17 protein-coding genes are annotated in these 13,632 nt (G+C 67.4%); 2 read left to right on the forward strand and 15 right to left on the reverse strand.

Annotation, left to right across the window (positions count from 1 at the left end; genetic code table 11):
* Positions 1 to 9: 9 nt before the first annotated feature.
* The 3 genes from WBG06_RS01990 to WBG06_RS02000 are packed head-to-tail and all read right to left on the reverse strand — an operon-like array spanning position 10 to position 2,255.
* A complete protein-coding gene (locus tag WBG06_RS01990) occupies positions 10 to 651 on the reverse strand; it encodes a nucleotidyl transferase AbiEii/AbiGii toxin family protein (protein ID WP_336734625.1) in 642 nt (213 codons plus the stop codon).
* Between the two features lie 2 nt (positions 652 to 653).
* Positions 654 to 1,220, reverse strand: coding sequence for a helix-turn-helix transcriptional regulator (locus WBG06_RS01995; RefSeq protein ID WP_336734627.1), 567 nt, complete (start codon positions 1,218 to 1,220; stop codon positions 654 to 656).
* A gap of 39 nt (positions 1,221 to 1,259) precedes the next feature.
* Positions 1,260 to 2,255, reverse strand: coding sequence for a stage II sporulation protein M (locus WBG06_RS02000; RefSeq protein WP_336734629.1), 996 nt, complete (start codon positions 2,253 to 2,255; stop codon positions 1,260 to 1,262).
* A 23-nt stretch (positions 2,256 to 2,278) separates the two neighbouring features.
* On the opposite strand from WBG06_RS02000, the gene WBG06_RS02005 reads away from it, so the two are divergent.
* The gene (locus WBG06_RS02005; RefSeq protein WP_336734631.1) at positions 2,279 to 3,136 is read left to right on the forward strand and encodes an RDD family protein; all 858 of its coding nucleotides are present in this window, start codon (positions 2,279 to 2,281) and stop codon (positions 3,134 to 3,136) included.
* Here the strand turns inward: WBG06_RS02005 and WBG06_RS02010 are convergent.
* The 9 genes from WBG06_RS02010 to WBG06_RS02050 form a co-directional block, all read right to left on the reverse strand.
* The gene (locus WBG06_RS02010; protein ID WP_336734633.1) at positions 3,120 to 3,740 is read right to left on the reverse strand and encodes a hypothetical protein; all 621 of its coding nucleotides are present in this window, start codon (positions 3,738 to 3,740) and stop codon (positions 3,120 to 3,122) included. The genes WBG06_RS02005 and WBG06_RS02010 overlap by 17 nt on opposite strands.
* 57 nt (positions 3,741 to 3,797) lie before the next feature.
* Positions 3,798 to 4,529 (reverse strand): tRNA (guanosine(46)-N7)-methyltransferase TrmB, encoded by a 732-nt coding sequence (gene trmB, locus WBG06_RS02015; RefSeq protein WP_336734635.1) that lies wholly within the window; start codon positions 4,527 to 4,529, stop codon positions 3,798 to 3,800.
* 163 nt (positions 4,530 to 4,692) lie between these two features.
* Positions 4,693 to 5,886: an elongation factor Tu gene (tuf, locus tag WBG06_RS02020; RefSeq protein ID WP_336734637.1), complete on the reverse strand. Its 1,194-nt coding sequence runs from the start codon at positions 5,884 to 5,886 to the stop codon at positions 4,693 to 4,695.
* Between the two features lie 84 nt (positions 5,887 to 5,970).
* The gene (gene fusA, locus WBG06_RS02025; protein WP_442945409.1) at positions 5,971 to 8,034 is read right to left on the reverse strand and encodes an elongation factor G; all 2,064 of its coding nucleotides are present in this window, start codon (positions 8,032 to 8,034) and stop codon (positions 5,971 to 5,973) included.
* A 134-nt stretch (positions 8,035 to 8,168) separates the two neighbouring features.
* Positions 8,169 to 8,639 carry a 30S ribosomal protein S7 gene (gene rpsG / locus WBG06_RS02030; protein WP_008360967.1) on the reverse strand — a complete coding sequence of 157 codons (471 nt, stop codon included), beginning with the start codon at positions 8,637 to 8,639 and terminating at the stop codon, positions 8,169 to 8,171.
* Position 8,640: 1 nt separating this feature from the next.
* On the reverse strand, positions 8,641 to 9,012 hold the full coding sequence (rpsL, locus tag WBG06_RS02035) for a 30S ribosomal protein S12 (protein ID WP_008360965.1): 372 nt from the start codon (positions 9,010 to 9,012) through the stop codon (positions 8,641 to 8,643).
* 264 nt (positions 9,013 to 9,276) lie between these two features.
* Positions 9,277 to 10,527 (reverse strand): MFS transporter, encoded by a 1,251-nt coding sequence (locus tag WBG06_RS02040; RefSeq protein WP_336734643.1) that lies wholly within the window; start codon positions 10,525 to 10,527, stop codon positions 9,277 to 9,279.
* Positions 10,524 to 10,985 carry a MarR family winged helix-turn-helix transcriptional regulator gene (locus WBG06_RS02045; RefSeq protein ID WP_336734645.1) on the reverse strand — a complete coding sequence of 154 codons (462 nt, stop codon included), beginning with the start codon at positions 10,983 to 10,985 and terminating at the stop codon, positions 10,524 to 10,526. Before WBG06_RS02045 ends, WBG06_RS02040 begins: the two co-directional genes overlap by 4 nt.
* A gap of 78 nt (positions 10,986 to 11,063) precedes the next feature.
* On the reverse strand, positions 11,064 to 11,213 hold the full coding sequence (locus tag WBG06_RS02050) for a DUF1059 domain-containing protein (protein ID WP_008360959.1): 150 nt from the start codon (positions 11,211 to 11,213) through the stop codon (positions 11,064 to 11,066).
* 73 nt (positions 11,214 to 11,286) lie between these two features.
* Between WBG06_RS02050 and WBG06_RS02055 the strand changes: the two genes are divergently transcribed.
* Positions 11,287 to 11,703 carry a DUF2530 domain-containing protein gene (locus WBG06_RS02055; RefSeq protein WP_336734647.1) on the forward strand — a complete coding sequence of 139 codons (417 nt, stop codon included), beginning with the start codon at positions 11,287 to 11,289 and terminating at the stop codon, positions 11,701 to 11,703.
* Positions 11,704 to 11,712: 9 nt separating this feature from the next.
* Here the strand turns inward: WBG06_RS02055 and WBG06_RS02060 are convergent, their stop codons facing one another.
* From WBG06_RS02060 to WBG06_RS02070, 3 genes are all read right to left on the reverse strand, one after another.
* Complete coding sequence (locus WBG06_RS02060; RefSeq protein WP_442945401.1) at positions 11,713 to 12,576, reverse strand: DUF3027 domain-containing protein; 864 nt, start codon at positions 12,574 to 12,576, stop codon at positions 11,713 to 11,715.
* A gap of 107 nt (positions 12,577 to 12,683) precedes the next feature.
* Positions 12,684 to 13,262 carry a GTP-binding protein gene (locus tag WBG06_RS02065; RefSeq protein WP_008360949.1) on the reverse strand — a complete coding sequence of 193 codons (579 nt, stop codon included), beginning with the start codon at positions 13,260 to 13,262 and terminating at the stop codon, positions 12,684 to 12,686.
* Positions 13,263 to 13,275: 13 nt separating this feature from the next.
* On the reverse strand, positions 13,276 to 13,626 hold the full coding sequence (locus WBG06_RS02070) for a DUF742 domain-containing protein (protein ID WP_008360948.1): 351 nt from the start codon (positions 13,624 to 13,626) through the stop codon (positions 13,276 to 13,278).
* Between the last annotated feature and the right edge of the window lie 6 nt (positions 13,627 to 13,632).

Here is a 13,632-nt window from a genome sequence, read left to right on the forward strand (position 1 = left end):
CCGGGTCCCTCATTCGTCTCGAAGCTCTTCAGACCAACCGTTGAAGAACGCCACCAGCTCGGGCACGGAATCCTCATCGAGCGGGAACTGCCGGGCATTGATCTGGTTCACCATGCGCGCCATCTGGCCGAACACGCCGCGGTCGAACCCTAGGTCGCGCTCGGCCGCTAGCTCAAGCAGTTTCGGCTTCCCGAACCGCCGAGCGAGGTTGAACACGTCCACGAAGTCCCGCGGCGCAGCGCGACCGAAGAGGGCCAAGGTCTTACGTCCGGCATTCTCCTCGAGACCGATCGTCGGCCCCAAGAACGTCACCGTCGGCGGGAGAAGGAGACTCGCATCGATACCGAGATCGACCTCGATCTTGTCGTCGACGGCGATCACCGACAGTCGTACGAACTCATCGTTCTCCCAGATGATCACTGTCTCCCAACCTCGAGCGCGGCATCTGGCGACGAACGCGGCTTTGGCAGCCGGGACACTCCCGTCACCGCGAGCGGCGAAGAAGTCGAGATCGTCGGTCACACGCTCGACCGCACCCAACGCGATGAGCGCGGCGCCGCCCGCGAGCAGGAATCCTTCGGACTCGGGGAGGTCGAAGAAAGTGCGGGCAACGTCTTTCTGGAACGCGGTGATGAATCCGGTCGCGTCCATGTCTAGGCAGCCTCCCGGAAGTCCGAGACCGCGCTCTGCCAGGCCTGACGGATCTCGGGCGGAACGAACATGTCATCCCACATCTCGACGAGCTGGTCGCCGTCGACATAATCGACCAGGACCGAAGGGGTCGCCTCGAGCATGAGCGTTCGGTAGGCCAGGGCTCGGTCGTTCCAATCGGCCAGGTCGAACGTTCCACCTCCATCCGACCAATGGACGCTGTGGGGCAGGGTCACGGTCGCCGTGGCTCGCTCGGGCGCGAGGCGCCACAGTCGGTTGGGCACCGAGAGGGGCCGGCCGATTCGGCTCATCACGGTGCGGAACGAGACGAGCCCGCTCGGCGTACGCACCATCTCGATCGGATCAGGCTCGTCGGAGACCTCGAGACCTACAGCTCTCATCACATCGGCGACCTTGCGGAGCTCGGCACGTCCGTGGCCGCCCTCGAGCTCGATGACAAAGCGGCGGCCGACGCCGGCGAGCTCAGCGAGCTCGGCCTGGGTAAGACCGAGCGTCTTACGCACGCTGCGAACGAGCTCGCCGATCTCGCCCGGGGACATCGTTGCCATGCCTCCAGCGTACGCTCAAATGTTCCCGACTGGGAACATTCAGGCCTGAGTGGCGACGCGGTCCTCGAGCAGGCGCTCGTCGATGTCGCCGGTGTCGCCGCGGGAGGCGGCAGCGCGACCGACGATGAAGACGTACGCGAGGAACGCGAGCTCGGCGAGGATGCCGATGCCGACGCGGGCCCAGGTGGGCAGGGGCGAAGGGGTGACGAAGGCTTCGATGATGCCGGAGATGAGCAGCACGACGATGAGGCCGAGGGCGATGCCGCCGGCGGTGCGGCCCTCTCTGGCCATCGACTGTCCGCGGGTCAGCGACCCGGGGTCGACCCAGGACCAGAAGAGCCGCAGGCCCACCGCGCCGGCGACGAAGACGGCGGTGAGCTCGAGCAGGCCATGGGGAAGGATCAGACCCCAGAAGAGGCCTCCGCGGTCGTAGCGGTGCATGAGGGTGCCGAGGATCGCCAGGTTGGCGATGTTCTGGAACATCACATAGATCACCGGCAGGCCGAGCACGCCCAGCGCGATGGCGACGAACGACACCCAGACGTTGTTGACCCAGACCTGGGTGGCGAACGACGAGGCGGCGTGCTCGCTGTAGTAGCCCTCGATGTCGTGCTCGACCAGCTGTCTGACCTGCTCCGGCCCGATCAACGACTGCTCGACCTCCGGATGACGCAGCAGCCACCAGATCATCACGGCCGTGACGACGATGTTGGCCGCCATCATCCCCAGCCACCACCACCGCAGCCGGTAGAGCGCGGCCGGGAACCGGTGGGTGAAGAACCGCAGGAAGCCGGTCCAGGTGCTCGTGCGGGTGCCGGTCGTGCGGTTGCGGGCCGCCGCGAGCAGCACCGAGAGGTGCTGGACGACCGTCGGGTCGGGGGCGTTGCTGCGTACGACCGAGAGCTGGGTGCTGACCCGCTGATAGAGCTCGACGAGCTCGTCGGCCTGGGCACCGCTCAGCCTTCGCTCGGCCAGCAGCTGTTCGAGCCTGGTCCGGTCGGCGGCGGTCGCAGCCAGATACGCGTCGAGATCCACGCCCGCAGCGTACGCTGACCGCCATGACCCCCGCGCCGCAATCGCCCGAGCGACGCCCTCAGGAACAGCTCCCCCAAGAACGTGCCCTGCTGACCGAGGACGACCTCGTCACCGGCGACGCGGTCGCGCTCGACCTGCCGGCAGCTGGGCTCGGGATGAGGCTGCTCTCCGGCCTCATCGACGTGCTGGTGACCTGCGTCCTGCTGGTGCTCACACTCATCGTGTTCCTGACCGCGGCCTTCGACACCGACGAGGCGCTCGCCTGGGCGGCCTACATCGCGGCCACGGCGTCGGTCCTGGTGGTCTTCCCGACTGCCATCGAGACCCTCACCCGGGGCCGCTCTCTCGGCAAGCTCGCGCTCGGGCTGCGCACGGTCCGCGACGACGGTGGCGCGATCAGCTTCCACCATGCGTTCGTACGTGCCCTGATCGGTGTCGTCGAGATCTATGGCACCAGCGGTGCCGTCGCCTTCCTCACGGCGATGATCCACCCGCGCGGCAAGCGACTCGGCGACATCGCGGCCGGGACGTACGTCATCCGGGTGCGGGTGCCGCTGCGTCCTCCGGCGCCGATCCGGATGCCGCCCGAGCTGGCTGCCTGGGCCGCACGCGCCGATGTCGCCTCGATCCCGGTCGGCCTGTCGCTGGCGGTGCGGCGGTTCCTCTCCGGCGAGGTCGGCACCCACACGGACCCGGTCCGCCGACACGCGCTGGCCGACCGCCTGGCCACCCACATGCAGGCGTACGTCGCCCCGGGACCGCCTCCGGGCACACCGCCCGAGGCCTACCTGGCCGCGGTGCTCGCGACCCGCCGGGATCGGGACACGGCCCGGCTGGCCCGCGACGAGGAGCTCCGGAGCCGCCTCACCGCACGTTCGTGAGCCGCTTGGCGCTCAGTCCGACCGACCTCAGCTCCAGCGCGGCGAGCTTCGTCACCACGTCGACGTCGCCCTCGCGCCACGCCCTCACCGGGTCGTCACTGATCTTCACGAGCTTGTGCAGCGGCTGAGTCGACATCGCCCGCAGCGCCACCAGATCGGCGGCCGTACCCGCCTCCAGGAAACGCTGGGTCGAGGTCGCGTTGCGGACGAAGCGCCACCGCAGCGGCACGTACACCAGCAACCACATCAGCACCGGCACGACCGCTACGGCGATCGCGAGACCGATCGCGATGTCGGAGACGGCCTCGACCTGCGCCTGACCGGCGGCGGCCAGCTGGTCGGCGGCTTTCGCCGCACCCGTGAACGGCGCCGCGACCCCGTCCTTCACCAGCGGAAGGTCGTCGACCCGGCCGGCCGCGTCGAGCATCTTCTCCGACAGCGAGGTGCCGGCCTCGTCCATCTTCTGACCGGGCACGGCGAGCGCCGAGACCAGCTCGTGGACGAGCCTGCCGAGGAGCACCCACCCCACGATCCACGCCACCGTCAGCAGGTCGGCGAACAGCTGGGCGGCGAGACGCGGCGGCCTGTCGGCGTACAACTTCATGCCGCTGATCTTGACGGCTCCCCGCCTACAGATCAGTCACGACACGGGCAGTTCGGGTCAACGCCTCCGGTAGAGCAGGTCGGTGATGACCCGGTCCTTGGCCAGCCCCTTGCGCTCGAACTTGGTCACCGGGCGCTCGTCCCAGCGCTCGACCACACCACCGCTGAGCAGCGGCTCGGCATCGAGGACCTCGACCATCTGCTCGGCGTACTCCACCCAGTCGGTCGCCAGCCGCCACGTGCCGCCCTCCTCGAGCCGCTCGGCGATCATCCGCGCGTTGGCGGGGGTGACCAGGCGGCGCTTGTGGTGGCGGGTCTTGTGCCACGGGTCGGGAAAGAAGGTCCAGATCTCGGTGACCGACCCCGGGGCGACCAGGTTGTCGAGGGTCCAGAGGGCATCGACGCTGCAGAAACGTACGTTGGTCGCGCCGGCCGCGCCCACCCGGGCGAGGCTCTCCGCGACACCGGGGCGCCAGACCTCCAGCGCCAGGATGTTGGCCTCGGGACGGTTCGCCGCCAGTACCGCGGTCGCCTCTCCCACGCCGCCACCGATGTCGACGATCAGCGGAGCCTTGCGCCCGAACCAGGTATCGAGGGAGAAGCCCGGCTCGTCGACCGCCTCGTCGGGGATCACCCACTCCGCGGCGTACGCGTCCCACGCCTTCTGCTGCTTGGCGTCCAGCCGGCTGCCGCGGCGGGTGTAGGTGAGGACCTCTCTTACCGTGCGGCCGTCTTCTAGGAGCTTTTGGTGGGGTCTTGCGGGGCGTACTGGGTGGATTGGGTCTGTCATCTCTTCTTGCCTTGGTCTCGTGCCCGCGCCGACGCGGCGCAATCCGGTCCTCGCTTCGCTCCGGTCCGTTTGCGCCGAGTCAGCGCTCGTTCGATCGCTTGACCACAGCAAAGGACCCCCTTCGCCTTGCGGCTCCGGGGGCCCTTCACTGTGGATCAGACGATCACTTGATGATCTTGGTGACGCGACCCGCGCCGACGGTGCGACCGCCCTCACGGATAGCGAACTTCAGACCCTCGTCCATCGCGATGGGCTGGATGAGCTCGACCGACATCTCGGTGTTGTCACCCGGCATGACCATCTCGGTGCCCTCGGGGAGGGTCACAACGCCGGTCACGTCCGTGGTCCGGAAGTAGAACTGCGGACGGTAGTTGTTGAAGAACGGGGTGTGACGGCCACCCTCCTCCTTCGAGAGGATGTAGACAGAGCCCTCGAAGTTGGTGTGCGGGGTGGTGGTGCCCGGCTTGATGACAACCATGCCGCGCTCGACGTCCTCGCGCTTGGTGCCACGGAGGAGCAGACCGACGTTCTCACCGGCCTGGCCCTCGTCGAGCAGCTTGCGGAACATCTCGACACCGGTGACGGTGGTCTTCTGAGCCGTCTCGCGGATGCCGACGATCTCGACCTCCTCGCCGACCTTGACGATGCCGCGCTCGATACGACCGGTGATGACGGTGCCACGACCGGTGATCGTGAAGACGTCCTCGACGGGCATCAGGAACGGCTTGTCGGTCTCACGAGCCGGGGTCGGGATGTAGTCGTCGACGGCCTGCATGAGCTCGGCGACCGAGTCCATCCACTTCTGCTCGCCCTGCAGGGCGGGGAAGGCGGCAACGCGCACGACCGGGATGTCGTCACCCGGGAACTCGTACTCGCTGAGGAGCTCGCGCACCTCCATCTCGACGAGCTCGATGAGCTCCTCGTCGTCGACCATGTCGCACTTGTTGAGCGCGACGACGATCGACGGCACGCCGACCTGGCGGGCCAGGAGCACGTGCTCCTTGGTCTGCGGCATCGGGCCGTCGGTGGCGGCGACCACGAGGATCGCGCCGTCCATCTGCGCGGCACCGGTGATCATGTTCTTGATGTAGTCCGCGTGACCGGGGCAGTCGACGTGAGCGTAGTGACGCGACTCGGTCTGGTACTCGATGTGCGCGATCGAGATCGTGATCCCGCGCTGGCGCTCCTCGGGGGCCTTGTCGATGTCCTCGAACGCGAACTCCGGGTTCAGGTCCGGGTACTTCGCGTGCAGCACCTTCGAGATCGCCGCGGTAAGGGTGGTCTTACCGTGGTCGATGTGACCGATGGTGCCGATGTTGACGTGCGGCTTGTTCCGCTCGAACTTCGCCTTAGCCACTGTGGGCTCCTCCTGGTGTGATTTTCTTACTGACTCGTACTGAAAGGTGTTGCTGCCGAAGTCCCTGGACGGGTGACCCGAAGGTCACTCGCCACGGGCCTTCTTGATGATCTCGTCGGCGACGTTCGTGGGAACCTCGGCGTACGAGTCGAACTCCATCGAGTACGACGCCTGACCGCTGGTCTTGGACCGGAGGTCACCGACGTACCCGAACATCTCGGACAGCGGGACGAGCGCCTGGACGACCATGTCGCCGTGACGCTCCTCCTGCGAAGACACCTGGCCGCGACGGGAGTTGATGTCGCCGATCACGGTGCCGAGGAACGACTCGGGGGTCGTGACCTCGACGGCGAACATCGGCTCCAGCAGGACGGCCTTCGCCATGCGGGCGGCCTCCTTGAAGGCCTGGTTGCCGGCGATCTTGAAGGCAAGCTCGGAGGAGTCGACGTCGTGGTAGGCGCCGTCCTCGAGCGAGACCTTCACATCGACCATGGGGAAGCCGGCGAGAATACCGAACTCCATGGCGTCCTGAGCACCCTGGTCGACCGAAGGGATGTATTCCTTCGGCACGCGACCACCGGTGACGTTGTTGACGAACTCGTAGCCCGCACCCTGGCCGGTCTCCTCGTCGATGTTGGGCTCGACGGAGATGACGACCTTCGCGAACTGACCCGAACCACCGGTCTGCTTCTTGTGGGTGTAGCTGTGGTTCTCGACCTTCTTGCGAAGGGTCTCGCGGTAGGCGACCTGCGGCTTGCCGACGGTGGCCTCGACCTTGAACTCGCGCTTCATCCGGTCGACGAAGACCTCGAGGTGGAGCTCGCCCATACCAGCGATGATGGTCTGGCCGGTCTGCTCGTCGGTCTTGACCGTGAAGGTCGGGTCCTCCTCGGTGAGGCGCTGAATCGCCGTGCCGAGCTTCTGCTGGTCACCCTTGGTCTTCGGCTCGATGGCGACCTCGATCACCGGGGCCGGGAAGCTCATCGACTCGAGCACGACCGGGTTGGACGGGTCGCACAGCGTGTGGCCGGTCTTGGTGTCCTTCAGACCCATGACCGCGACGATCTGGCCAGCACCCACCGACGCGATCTCCTCGCGCTTGTTGGCGTGCATCTGGTAGATCTTGCCGATCCGCTCCTTGCGGCCGTTGATCGGGTTGACCACGGTCGCACCCGCCTCGACCTTGCCGGAGTAGACGCGCAGGTAGAACAGCTTGCCCAGGTGCGGGTCGGAAGCGATCTTGAAGACCAGGCCGGAGAACGGCTCGGAGTCAGAAGGCTTGCGAGAGACCTCGACCTCCTCGTCCTTGACGTCGTGGCCGATGATCGACTCGACGTCCAGGGGCGAGGGCAGGTAGTCGACGATCGCGTCGAGCAGGGGCTGGACGCCCTTGTTCTTGAACGCGGTGCCGGTGAGGATCGGGTTGAGCTTGTCGGCCAGGGTCGCGCGACGGATGGCGGCCTTCAGGGTGGGAACGTCGAAGACGTCGCCCTCCTCGAGGTAGACCTCCATGATCTCGTCGTCGGCCTCGGCGAGGGTCTCGACGAGCTTCTCGCGCCACTCGGCGGCCTTGTCGGCCAGGTCGGCGGGGATCTCCTCGACGACGTAGTCCTCGCCCTGGGCGGTCTCGCCGCGCCAGGTCAGGGCACGCATGCCGACCAGGTCGACGACACCGAGGAAGTCGGACTCGGCACCGATCGGAAGCTGAAGCACCAGCGGGGTGGCGTGCAGCTTGTCGACGATCGAGTCGACGACCATGTAGAAGTCGGCACCGGTGCGGTCGAGCTTGTTGACGAAGCACATCCGCGGGACGGCGTACTTGTTCGCCTGACGCCACACGGTCTGCGACTGCGGCTCGACACCGGCGACACCGTCGAAGACGGCGACAGCACCGTCGAGGACGCGCAGCGAGCGCTCCACCTCGACCGTGAAGTCGACGTGCCCCGGGGTGTCGATGATGTTGATCTGGTGGTCCTTCCACCAGCAGGTCGTCGCGGCGGACGTGATCGTGATGCCGCGCTCCTGCTCCTGCTCCATCCAGTCCATCGTGGCTGCGCCTTCGTGGACCTCACCGATCTTGTAGGAGATACCGGTGTAGAACAGGATGCGCTCGGTGGTGGTGGTCTTACCGGCATCGATGTGCGCCATGATGCCGATGTTGCGGACCACATTGAGGTCCGTGGTGATGTCGACGGCCACTGTCTTCAGCGTTCCTTAAAGAGATTGTCTTCGGTCTGGATGGGCGGGGTGCCCACATTGTGCGGCAGGCACCCCGCCATACGTCACCAGCGGTAGTGCGCGAAGGCCTTGTTGGACTCGGCCATCTTGTGGGTGTCCTCGCGCTTCTTCACAGCGGCGCCGAGGCCGTTGCTCGCGTCGAGGATCTCGTTCATCAGGCGCTCGGCCATCGTCTTCTCACGACGGTCCTGGGCGTAGCCGACGAGCCAGCGCAGCGCGAGCGTGGTGCCACGCGTGCCCTTGACCTCGACCGGAACCTGGTAGGTCGCGCCACCGACACGGCGGGACTTGACCTCGATGGCCGGCTTCACGTTGTCCATGGCGCGCTTGAGCGTCACCACGGGGTCCGTGCCGGTCTTCTCGCGGCAGCCCTCGAGGGCGGTGTAGACGATGCGCTGCGCGACCTGCTTCTTGCCGTCCTGGAGGACCTTGCTGACGAGCTGGGTTACGAGCTGCGAGCCGTAGACGGGGTCGACGACGAGCGGACGCTTGGGAGCGGGACCCTTACGAGGCATCTCACTTCTCCTTCTTGGCGCCGTAGCGGCTCCGGGCCTGCTTGCGGTTCTTCACGCCCTGGGTGTCGAGCGAGCCGCGAATGATCTTGTAACGAACACCGGGGAGGTCCTTCACACGACCGCCGCGGACGAGCACGATGGAGTGCTCCTGAAGGTTGTGGCCCACACCCGGGATGTAAGCGGTGACCTCGACGCCGGAGGAGAGACGCACACGGGCGACCTTCCGGAGGGCGGAGTTCGGCTTCTTCGGGGTGGTGGTGTAGACGCGCGTGCAGACGCCACGGCGCTGCGGCGATCCCTTGAGGGCAGGCGTCTTCGACTTCGTCGCCTTGTCCTCGCGGCCCTTGCGGACCAGCTGGTTGATGGTGGGCACCTCGGTGGTTCCCCTTCTTTTCTGCTCTCACAACGCGGCGCTCTGCCGCGGAGGATCCAATGTTGTGCGTCCAGGTGGTGCGATACCAACTGGTCCCGCCTCGCCCCCGAGGTCGGGCGTGTCGCCCCTACCTCAACGCACATGAGGGCGGATCTTGCGAACCGAACCCCGTACTGAGGGCGCCGAACCCGGGTCCGAGACCTTTCTCTCGAGCTTGTTCCGGGCACGCGCGACGGCCTGGTTGTCCCAGACACGCTTCAGAGGCTACCCGGCGGCCTGAGAGGGGGTCAAAACGGCCCGGATACCACCTCGGAGCGCGGCCAGGACCAGGACCCCCGCAAGCGTACCGATCAGGACCAGAGCACCACTGGCGTACAGCGTCGTGCGGGCACCGAAGTGCTCGCCGATGAAGCCGATCAGCGGGGCACCCAGCGGGGTGCCGCCCATCAGGACGGTCATGTAGATCGCCATCACCCGGCCACGGAACTCCGGCGTCGCCTCGGTCTGCATGGTCGCGTTGCAGGCGTTGAGGACCGTGATGGTGCAGAAGCCGACGATCGGGCCGGTCAGGGCGAACAAGACGTACGTCGGCATCAACCCGGACACGATGATGGACAGCCCGAACCCGGTCGCGGCCGTCACGATCAGCTTGAGCGGGATCCGGGTGCGGCGGGCGCCGAGCAGCGCGCCGGAGAGCGAGCCGACGGCCAGGACCGTGCCGAGCAGACCGTATTCGCTGGCGCCCTTGCCGAACTCCTCGGTCGCCATCAGCGCCGAGGTGATCGGGAAGTTCGCGCCGAACGTCCCGACGAAGAAGACGATGACGAGGACCATCAGCATCTTGGGCTGCGTACGGATGTAGCCGATGCCCTCACGCAGCATGCCGCGCCGGCGGGCGACGGGTTCGGGCGAGTGCAGCTCAGCCGTGTTCATCCGCTGCAGCTGCCCGATCACCGCGAGGTAGGAGACCGCGTTGACGAGGATCACCCAGCCTGTCGCCTCGGGTCCGCTCCCCAGCCAGCCGATGAGGAGCCCGGCCAGCGCCGGCCCCACCAGGCGGGCGAGGTTGAACGATGCCGAGTTGAGTCCGACGGCGTTCGTGACGTCGTCGGGGTCGACCATCTCCGAGACGAACGACTGCCGACCGGGTCCGTCGAAGGCGGCACCGATGCCGAAGAGGAACGCGATCACATAGACCATCCACACCTCGGCGTGGCCGCTCACCGCGAGCACACCGAGGAGCAGCGCCATCAGCGCCATCCACCCCTGGGCCGCCTGGAGGAGGCGACGCTTCGGGAAGCGGTCCGCGATGACCCCGGCGTACGGACTGAGCAGGAGGATCGGCAGGAACTGGAGGCCGGTGGTGATACCGAGCGCCGCTCCCCCGCCGCCCAGGCTCAGGACGAGCCAGTCCTGGGCGATGCGTTGCATCCAGGTGCCGACGTTGGAGACGACACTGCCGGCGAGGTAGAGGCGGTAGTTGTGGCTGCGCAGGGAACGGAACGTGGGACTCAACTGGTGGCTATTCTCTCCATGATCGAAGCGGCGGTACGGAGGGCGGCGAGCTCGTCGGCATCGAGACCGACGAGCTGCTGGGCGAGCCAGGCATCTCGGCTGAGCCGGTCCTTGCGGACGGTCCGGCGGCCCTTGTCGGTGATCGAGATCAGCACCTGGCGACGGTCGGACTCGCCCTGACGGCGTACGACGTAGCCGCCCTCCTCGAGGCAGTTGACCATCCTGGTCATGCTCGGCGGCTGGACGCGTTCGCGTCCGGCGAGGGCGCCGAGGGTCATCTCGTCGTTCGCGTACAAGGCCCCGAGCACCGCCATCGACCCCAGCGAGAGGTCGTTGTCGGGGTGGCGCTCGTTGGCCAGGCGGCGGCGCATCCGCATGACGGAGGTGCGAAGCACCGAGGCGACCTCCGGGATGTCAGAGGTCGCGTCGGACGCGGAGGCGGGCTGTGCGGTAGGCATGTCGGTAAGCATAACTACTTACCGGCGCTAACTATTCCGGAAAAGAGACGGCGCCCTGGTGAGGGCGCCGTCACAGGGTCAGGACATCGCGGCGAGCATGAGGATGTCGTCCCGGCTGTAGGTGCGACCGGGGTGAGCTTCGGCGAGGTGCTCCTGCACCTGCTCGACCAGCTCGTCGTCGGTCTCCGTGCGGAAGTTGGTGCCGCAAGGGCAGCGGAGCGAAGCCATCAGGACCTCCAGGTCGTCGAGTCGTACGCAGGGGCTCAGCGTCTCCAGACTAGCCCCCGATAGATTGGGGGCCATGAGCGACCAGTACCGGGACGACTACTCCGGCGGCTACCCGGAGCAGCAGTACGACGGGTACGACGGCGACTACTACCCAGCGGACGGCGCCTACCCCCAGGACGGGGCCTACGCCCCGGAGGGTGGCTATGCCGAGGGTTACGGCTACGAGGAGCCGCCGATCGAGGAGCCCGAGGCACGCCCGGAGCCGAAGATCGAGCTGGTCGACGAGGACGGGATCCGCGCCTTCGAGCTCGCGACGCTCGGCTGGCTGGTCGGGTTCGTCGCCCTGCTCCCCTTCTGGGGCCTGCTCAACGACCGCGGCTGGACCTGGTGGATCTGGACCTGCCTGGCCGCGTTCGGCATCGGCGCGATCGGCATCGAGCTGACCCGGCGCCGCAAGGCCCGCCGGCTGCGCGCCGAGGGCCTTGCCTAGCAGACCTCGCTAGAACGCCTCGACGTCGTCGCTGATGGTGTCGAAGACCGGGTCCGGCAGCGGCTGAGGCTCGTGCTTCTTCGCCAGCCGCACCTCCGAGTGCGCACCGCAGCCGTGGTTGAGGCTGACCACCTTGCCGTCGTCGTTGGCGTCGCCGTTGGCGCAGACGCCGAAGCTCGAGGCGAGGTGACCGGTCAGCCGGACCAGGAAGCCACAGCTGTGGCACTGGTCGGGAGCGGCCTGCGCGAGCGGCGCCTCGGGGCCGCCGTCACCGGCGTACCAGCGCTCGGCGGCGGCGTCGAAGCCGGTGGTGGACAGCGTCCGGATGCGGCCCAGTCCGAGGTCCTTGGCGACCTCGCGCACCTGCGCCTTGTCTTCGGCGTCGAGCGGGTCGTCACCGAAGGCGTACGTCGGGACCAGCCGTTCGTCGTCATCCTCGACCGGAAGCAGGTCACCGGGCGAGAGATCGCCGGGCTTGATCCGCTCGCGGTAGGGAACCCAGGCCGGCGCGACGATCGCGGCGTCGCCGGGAACGAGGACGACCTCGTTGATGGTCAGCTCGGCCTTGTCGCCGAGGACGGGGACGTAGACGACCGTGACCGACCAGTGCCAGCCGACGTAGCCCTTGCGGCTGCAGGCGAACAGGTGGGTCACGACGCCTGGGCCGGCACTCTTCTCGACCACGTGGCCGAGGTGTTCTCCGACGTCACCGGCTGGCACATCGGACAGGAGCGCGGCGCGGGCCTCGTCGACGGCAGCGACGGCCGTCGCATCGGCGTACGGGGTCGTGATCACGGTCCACATCTTCGCCCACAGGCGTCTCAGGTGCCACTTCGGGGTCACCTTGCGCCACCACAACCTGAACTTCCGCACAACGCGTGATCCTCCCAGACGTACGCCTCTACTGCACAGTCACGGCACGGGGTGAGACGACGACACCCGCCGCAGCAGGGCTACGGCGGGTGTCGGCTGGCGCTCGGCTACTGAAGAGCGCGCGTGGAGACCATGGAGAGGACGTATTCGACGAGCGAGATCAGCGTCGCCTTGGTCGACTGGCGGTCGCGGGCGTCGCAGGTGACGATCGGGATGTCCGGGCGCAGGGCCAGGGCCTCGCGGATCTGCTCCGGCTTGTAGGCCTGGTTGGCGCCGAAGACGTTGTGGGCGACGACGAAGGGCACGTTGCGGGACTCGAAGTAGTCGATCGCGCCGAAGGAGTCGGCGAGACGACGGGTGTCGATGAGCACCACAGCGCCGATGGCACCCTGGGTGAGGTCGTCCCACATGAACCAGAACCGGTTCTGACCGGGCGTGCCGAAGAGGTAGAGGATCAGGTCGGAGTCGAGGGAGACTCGACCGAAGTCCATCGCGACCGTGGTCGTCTTCTTGTTGGGCACGGCGGAGAGGTCGTCGACGCCGGCGGTCGCCTGCGTCATCACGGCCTCGGTCGTCAGCGGGACGATCTCCGAGACGGAGCCCACGAAGGTCGTCTTACCAACGCCGAACCCGCCGGCGATGACGATCTTCGCAGACATCGTCGCCTGCTTGGAGTCGGTGGTCACTGCATTACTCCTGTCAAAGCTTCCTCAGGCCGGACAGCACGCGCTCGAGGAGAGCGGTGTCCGGGGCGTCCGGGACCTTGCTGGCGTGCACCTGCACCACGCCGCGCTCCGCAAGGTCACCGATCAGGACTCGGGCGACACCCAGGGGCACCCGGATGAGCGCCGCGACCTCAGCGACGGAGCGGCTCTCGCGGCAGAGCTCGGCGATCGTCCGCTCCTCGGGCGACCGGACGTAGCCGTCGATCACGTAGCGGTCCGTGATCACCAGGGCTTCCATCGGGAAGACGCGCTTGGGTTGCGTGCGGCCGCGGGTCAGGGCGTACGGCCTGACCAGCGGCGGCGGTTCGGATGCGTGGTTGCTCACGATCTC

Source organism: Nocardioides sp. CCNWLW239 (assembly GCF_037137035.1).
Taxonomy (GTDB): Bacteria; Actinomycetota; Actinomycetes; order Propionibacteriales; family Nocardioidaceae; genus Nocardioides.

Excerpts from the sequence above, each read along its gene's own strand:
- WBG06_RS02050 (WP_008360959.1), bottom strand. The coding sequence starts at position 11,213 with ATGGCTTCGCTCCGCTGCCCTTGCGGCACCAACTTCCGCACGGAGACC.
- WBG06_RS02010 (WP_336734633.1), bottom strand. The coding sequence starts at position 3,740 with ATGAAGTTGTACGCCGACAGGCCGCCGCGTCTCGCCGCCCAGCTGTTC.
- rpsG (WP_008360967.1), bottom strand. The coding sequence starts at position 8,639 with ATGCCTCGTAAGGGTCCCGCTCCCAAGCGTCCGCTCGTCGTCGACCCC.
- WBG06_RS02005 (WP_336734631.1), top strand. The coding sequence starts at position 2,279 with ATGACCCCCGCGCCGCAATCGCCCGAGCGACGCCCTCAGGAACAGCTC.
- WBG06_RS02045 (WP_336734645.1), bottom strand. The coding sequence starts at position 10,985 with ATGCCTACCGCACAGCCCGCCTCCGCGTCCGACGCGACCTCTGACATC.
- fusA (WP_442945409.1), bottom strand. The coding sequence starts at position 8,034 with ATGGCGCACATCGATGCCGGTAAGACCACCACCACCGAGCGCATCCTG.
- WBG06_RS01990 (WP_336734625.1), bottom strand. The coding sequence starts at position 651 with ATGGACGCGACCGGATTCATCACCGCGTTCCAGAAAGACGTTGCCCGC.
- trmB (WP_336734635.1), bottom strand. The coding sequence starts at position 4,529 with ATGACAGACCCAATCCACCCAGTACGCCCCGCAAGACCCCACCAAAAG.
- WBG06_RS02055 (WP_336734647.1), top strand. The coding sequence starts at position 11,287 with ATGAGCGACCAGTACCGGGACGACTACTCCGGCGGCTACCCGGAGCAG.
- WBG06_RS01995 (WP_336734627.1), bottom strand. The coding sequence starts at position 1,220 with ATGGCAACGATGTCCCCGGGCGAGATCGGCGAGCTCGTTCGCAGCGTG.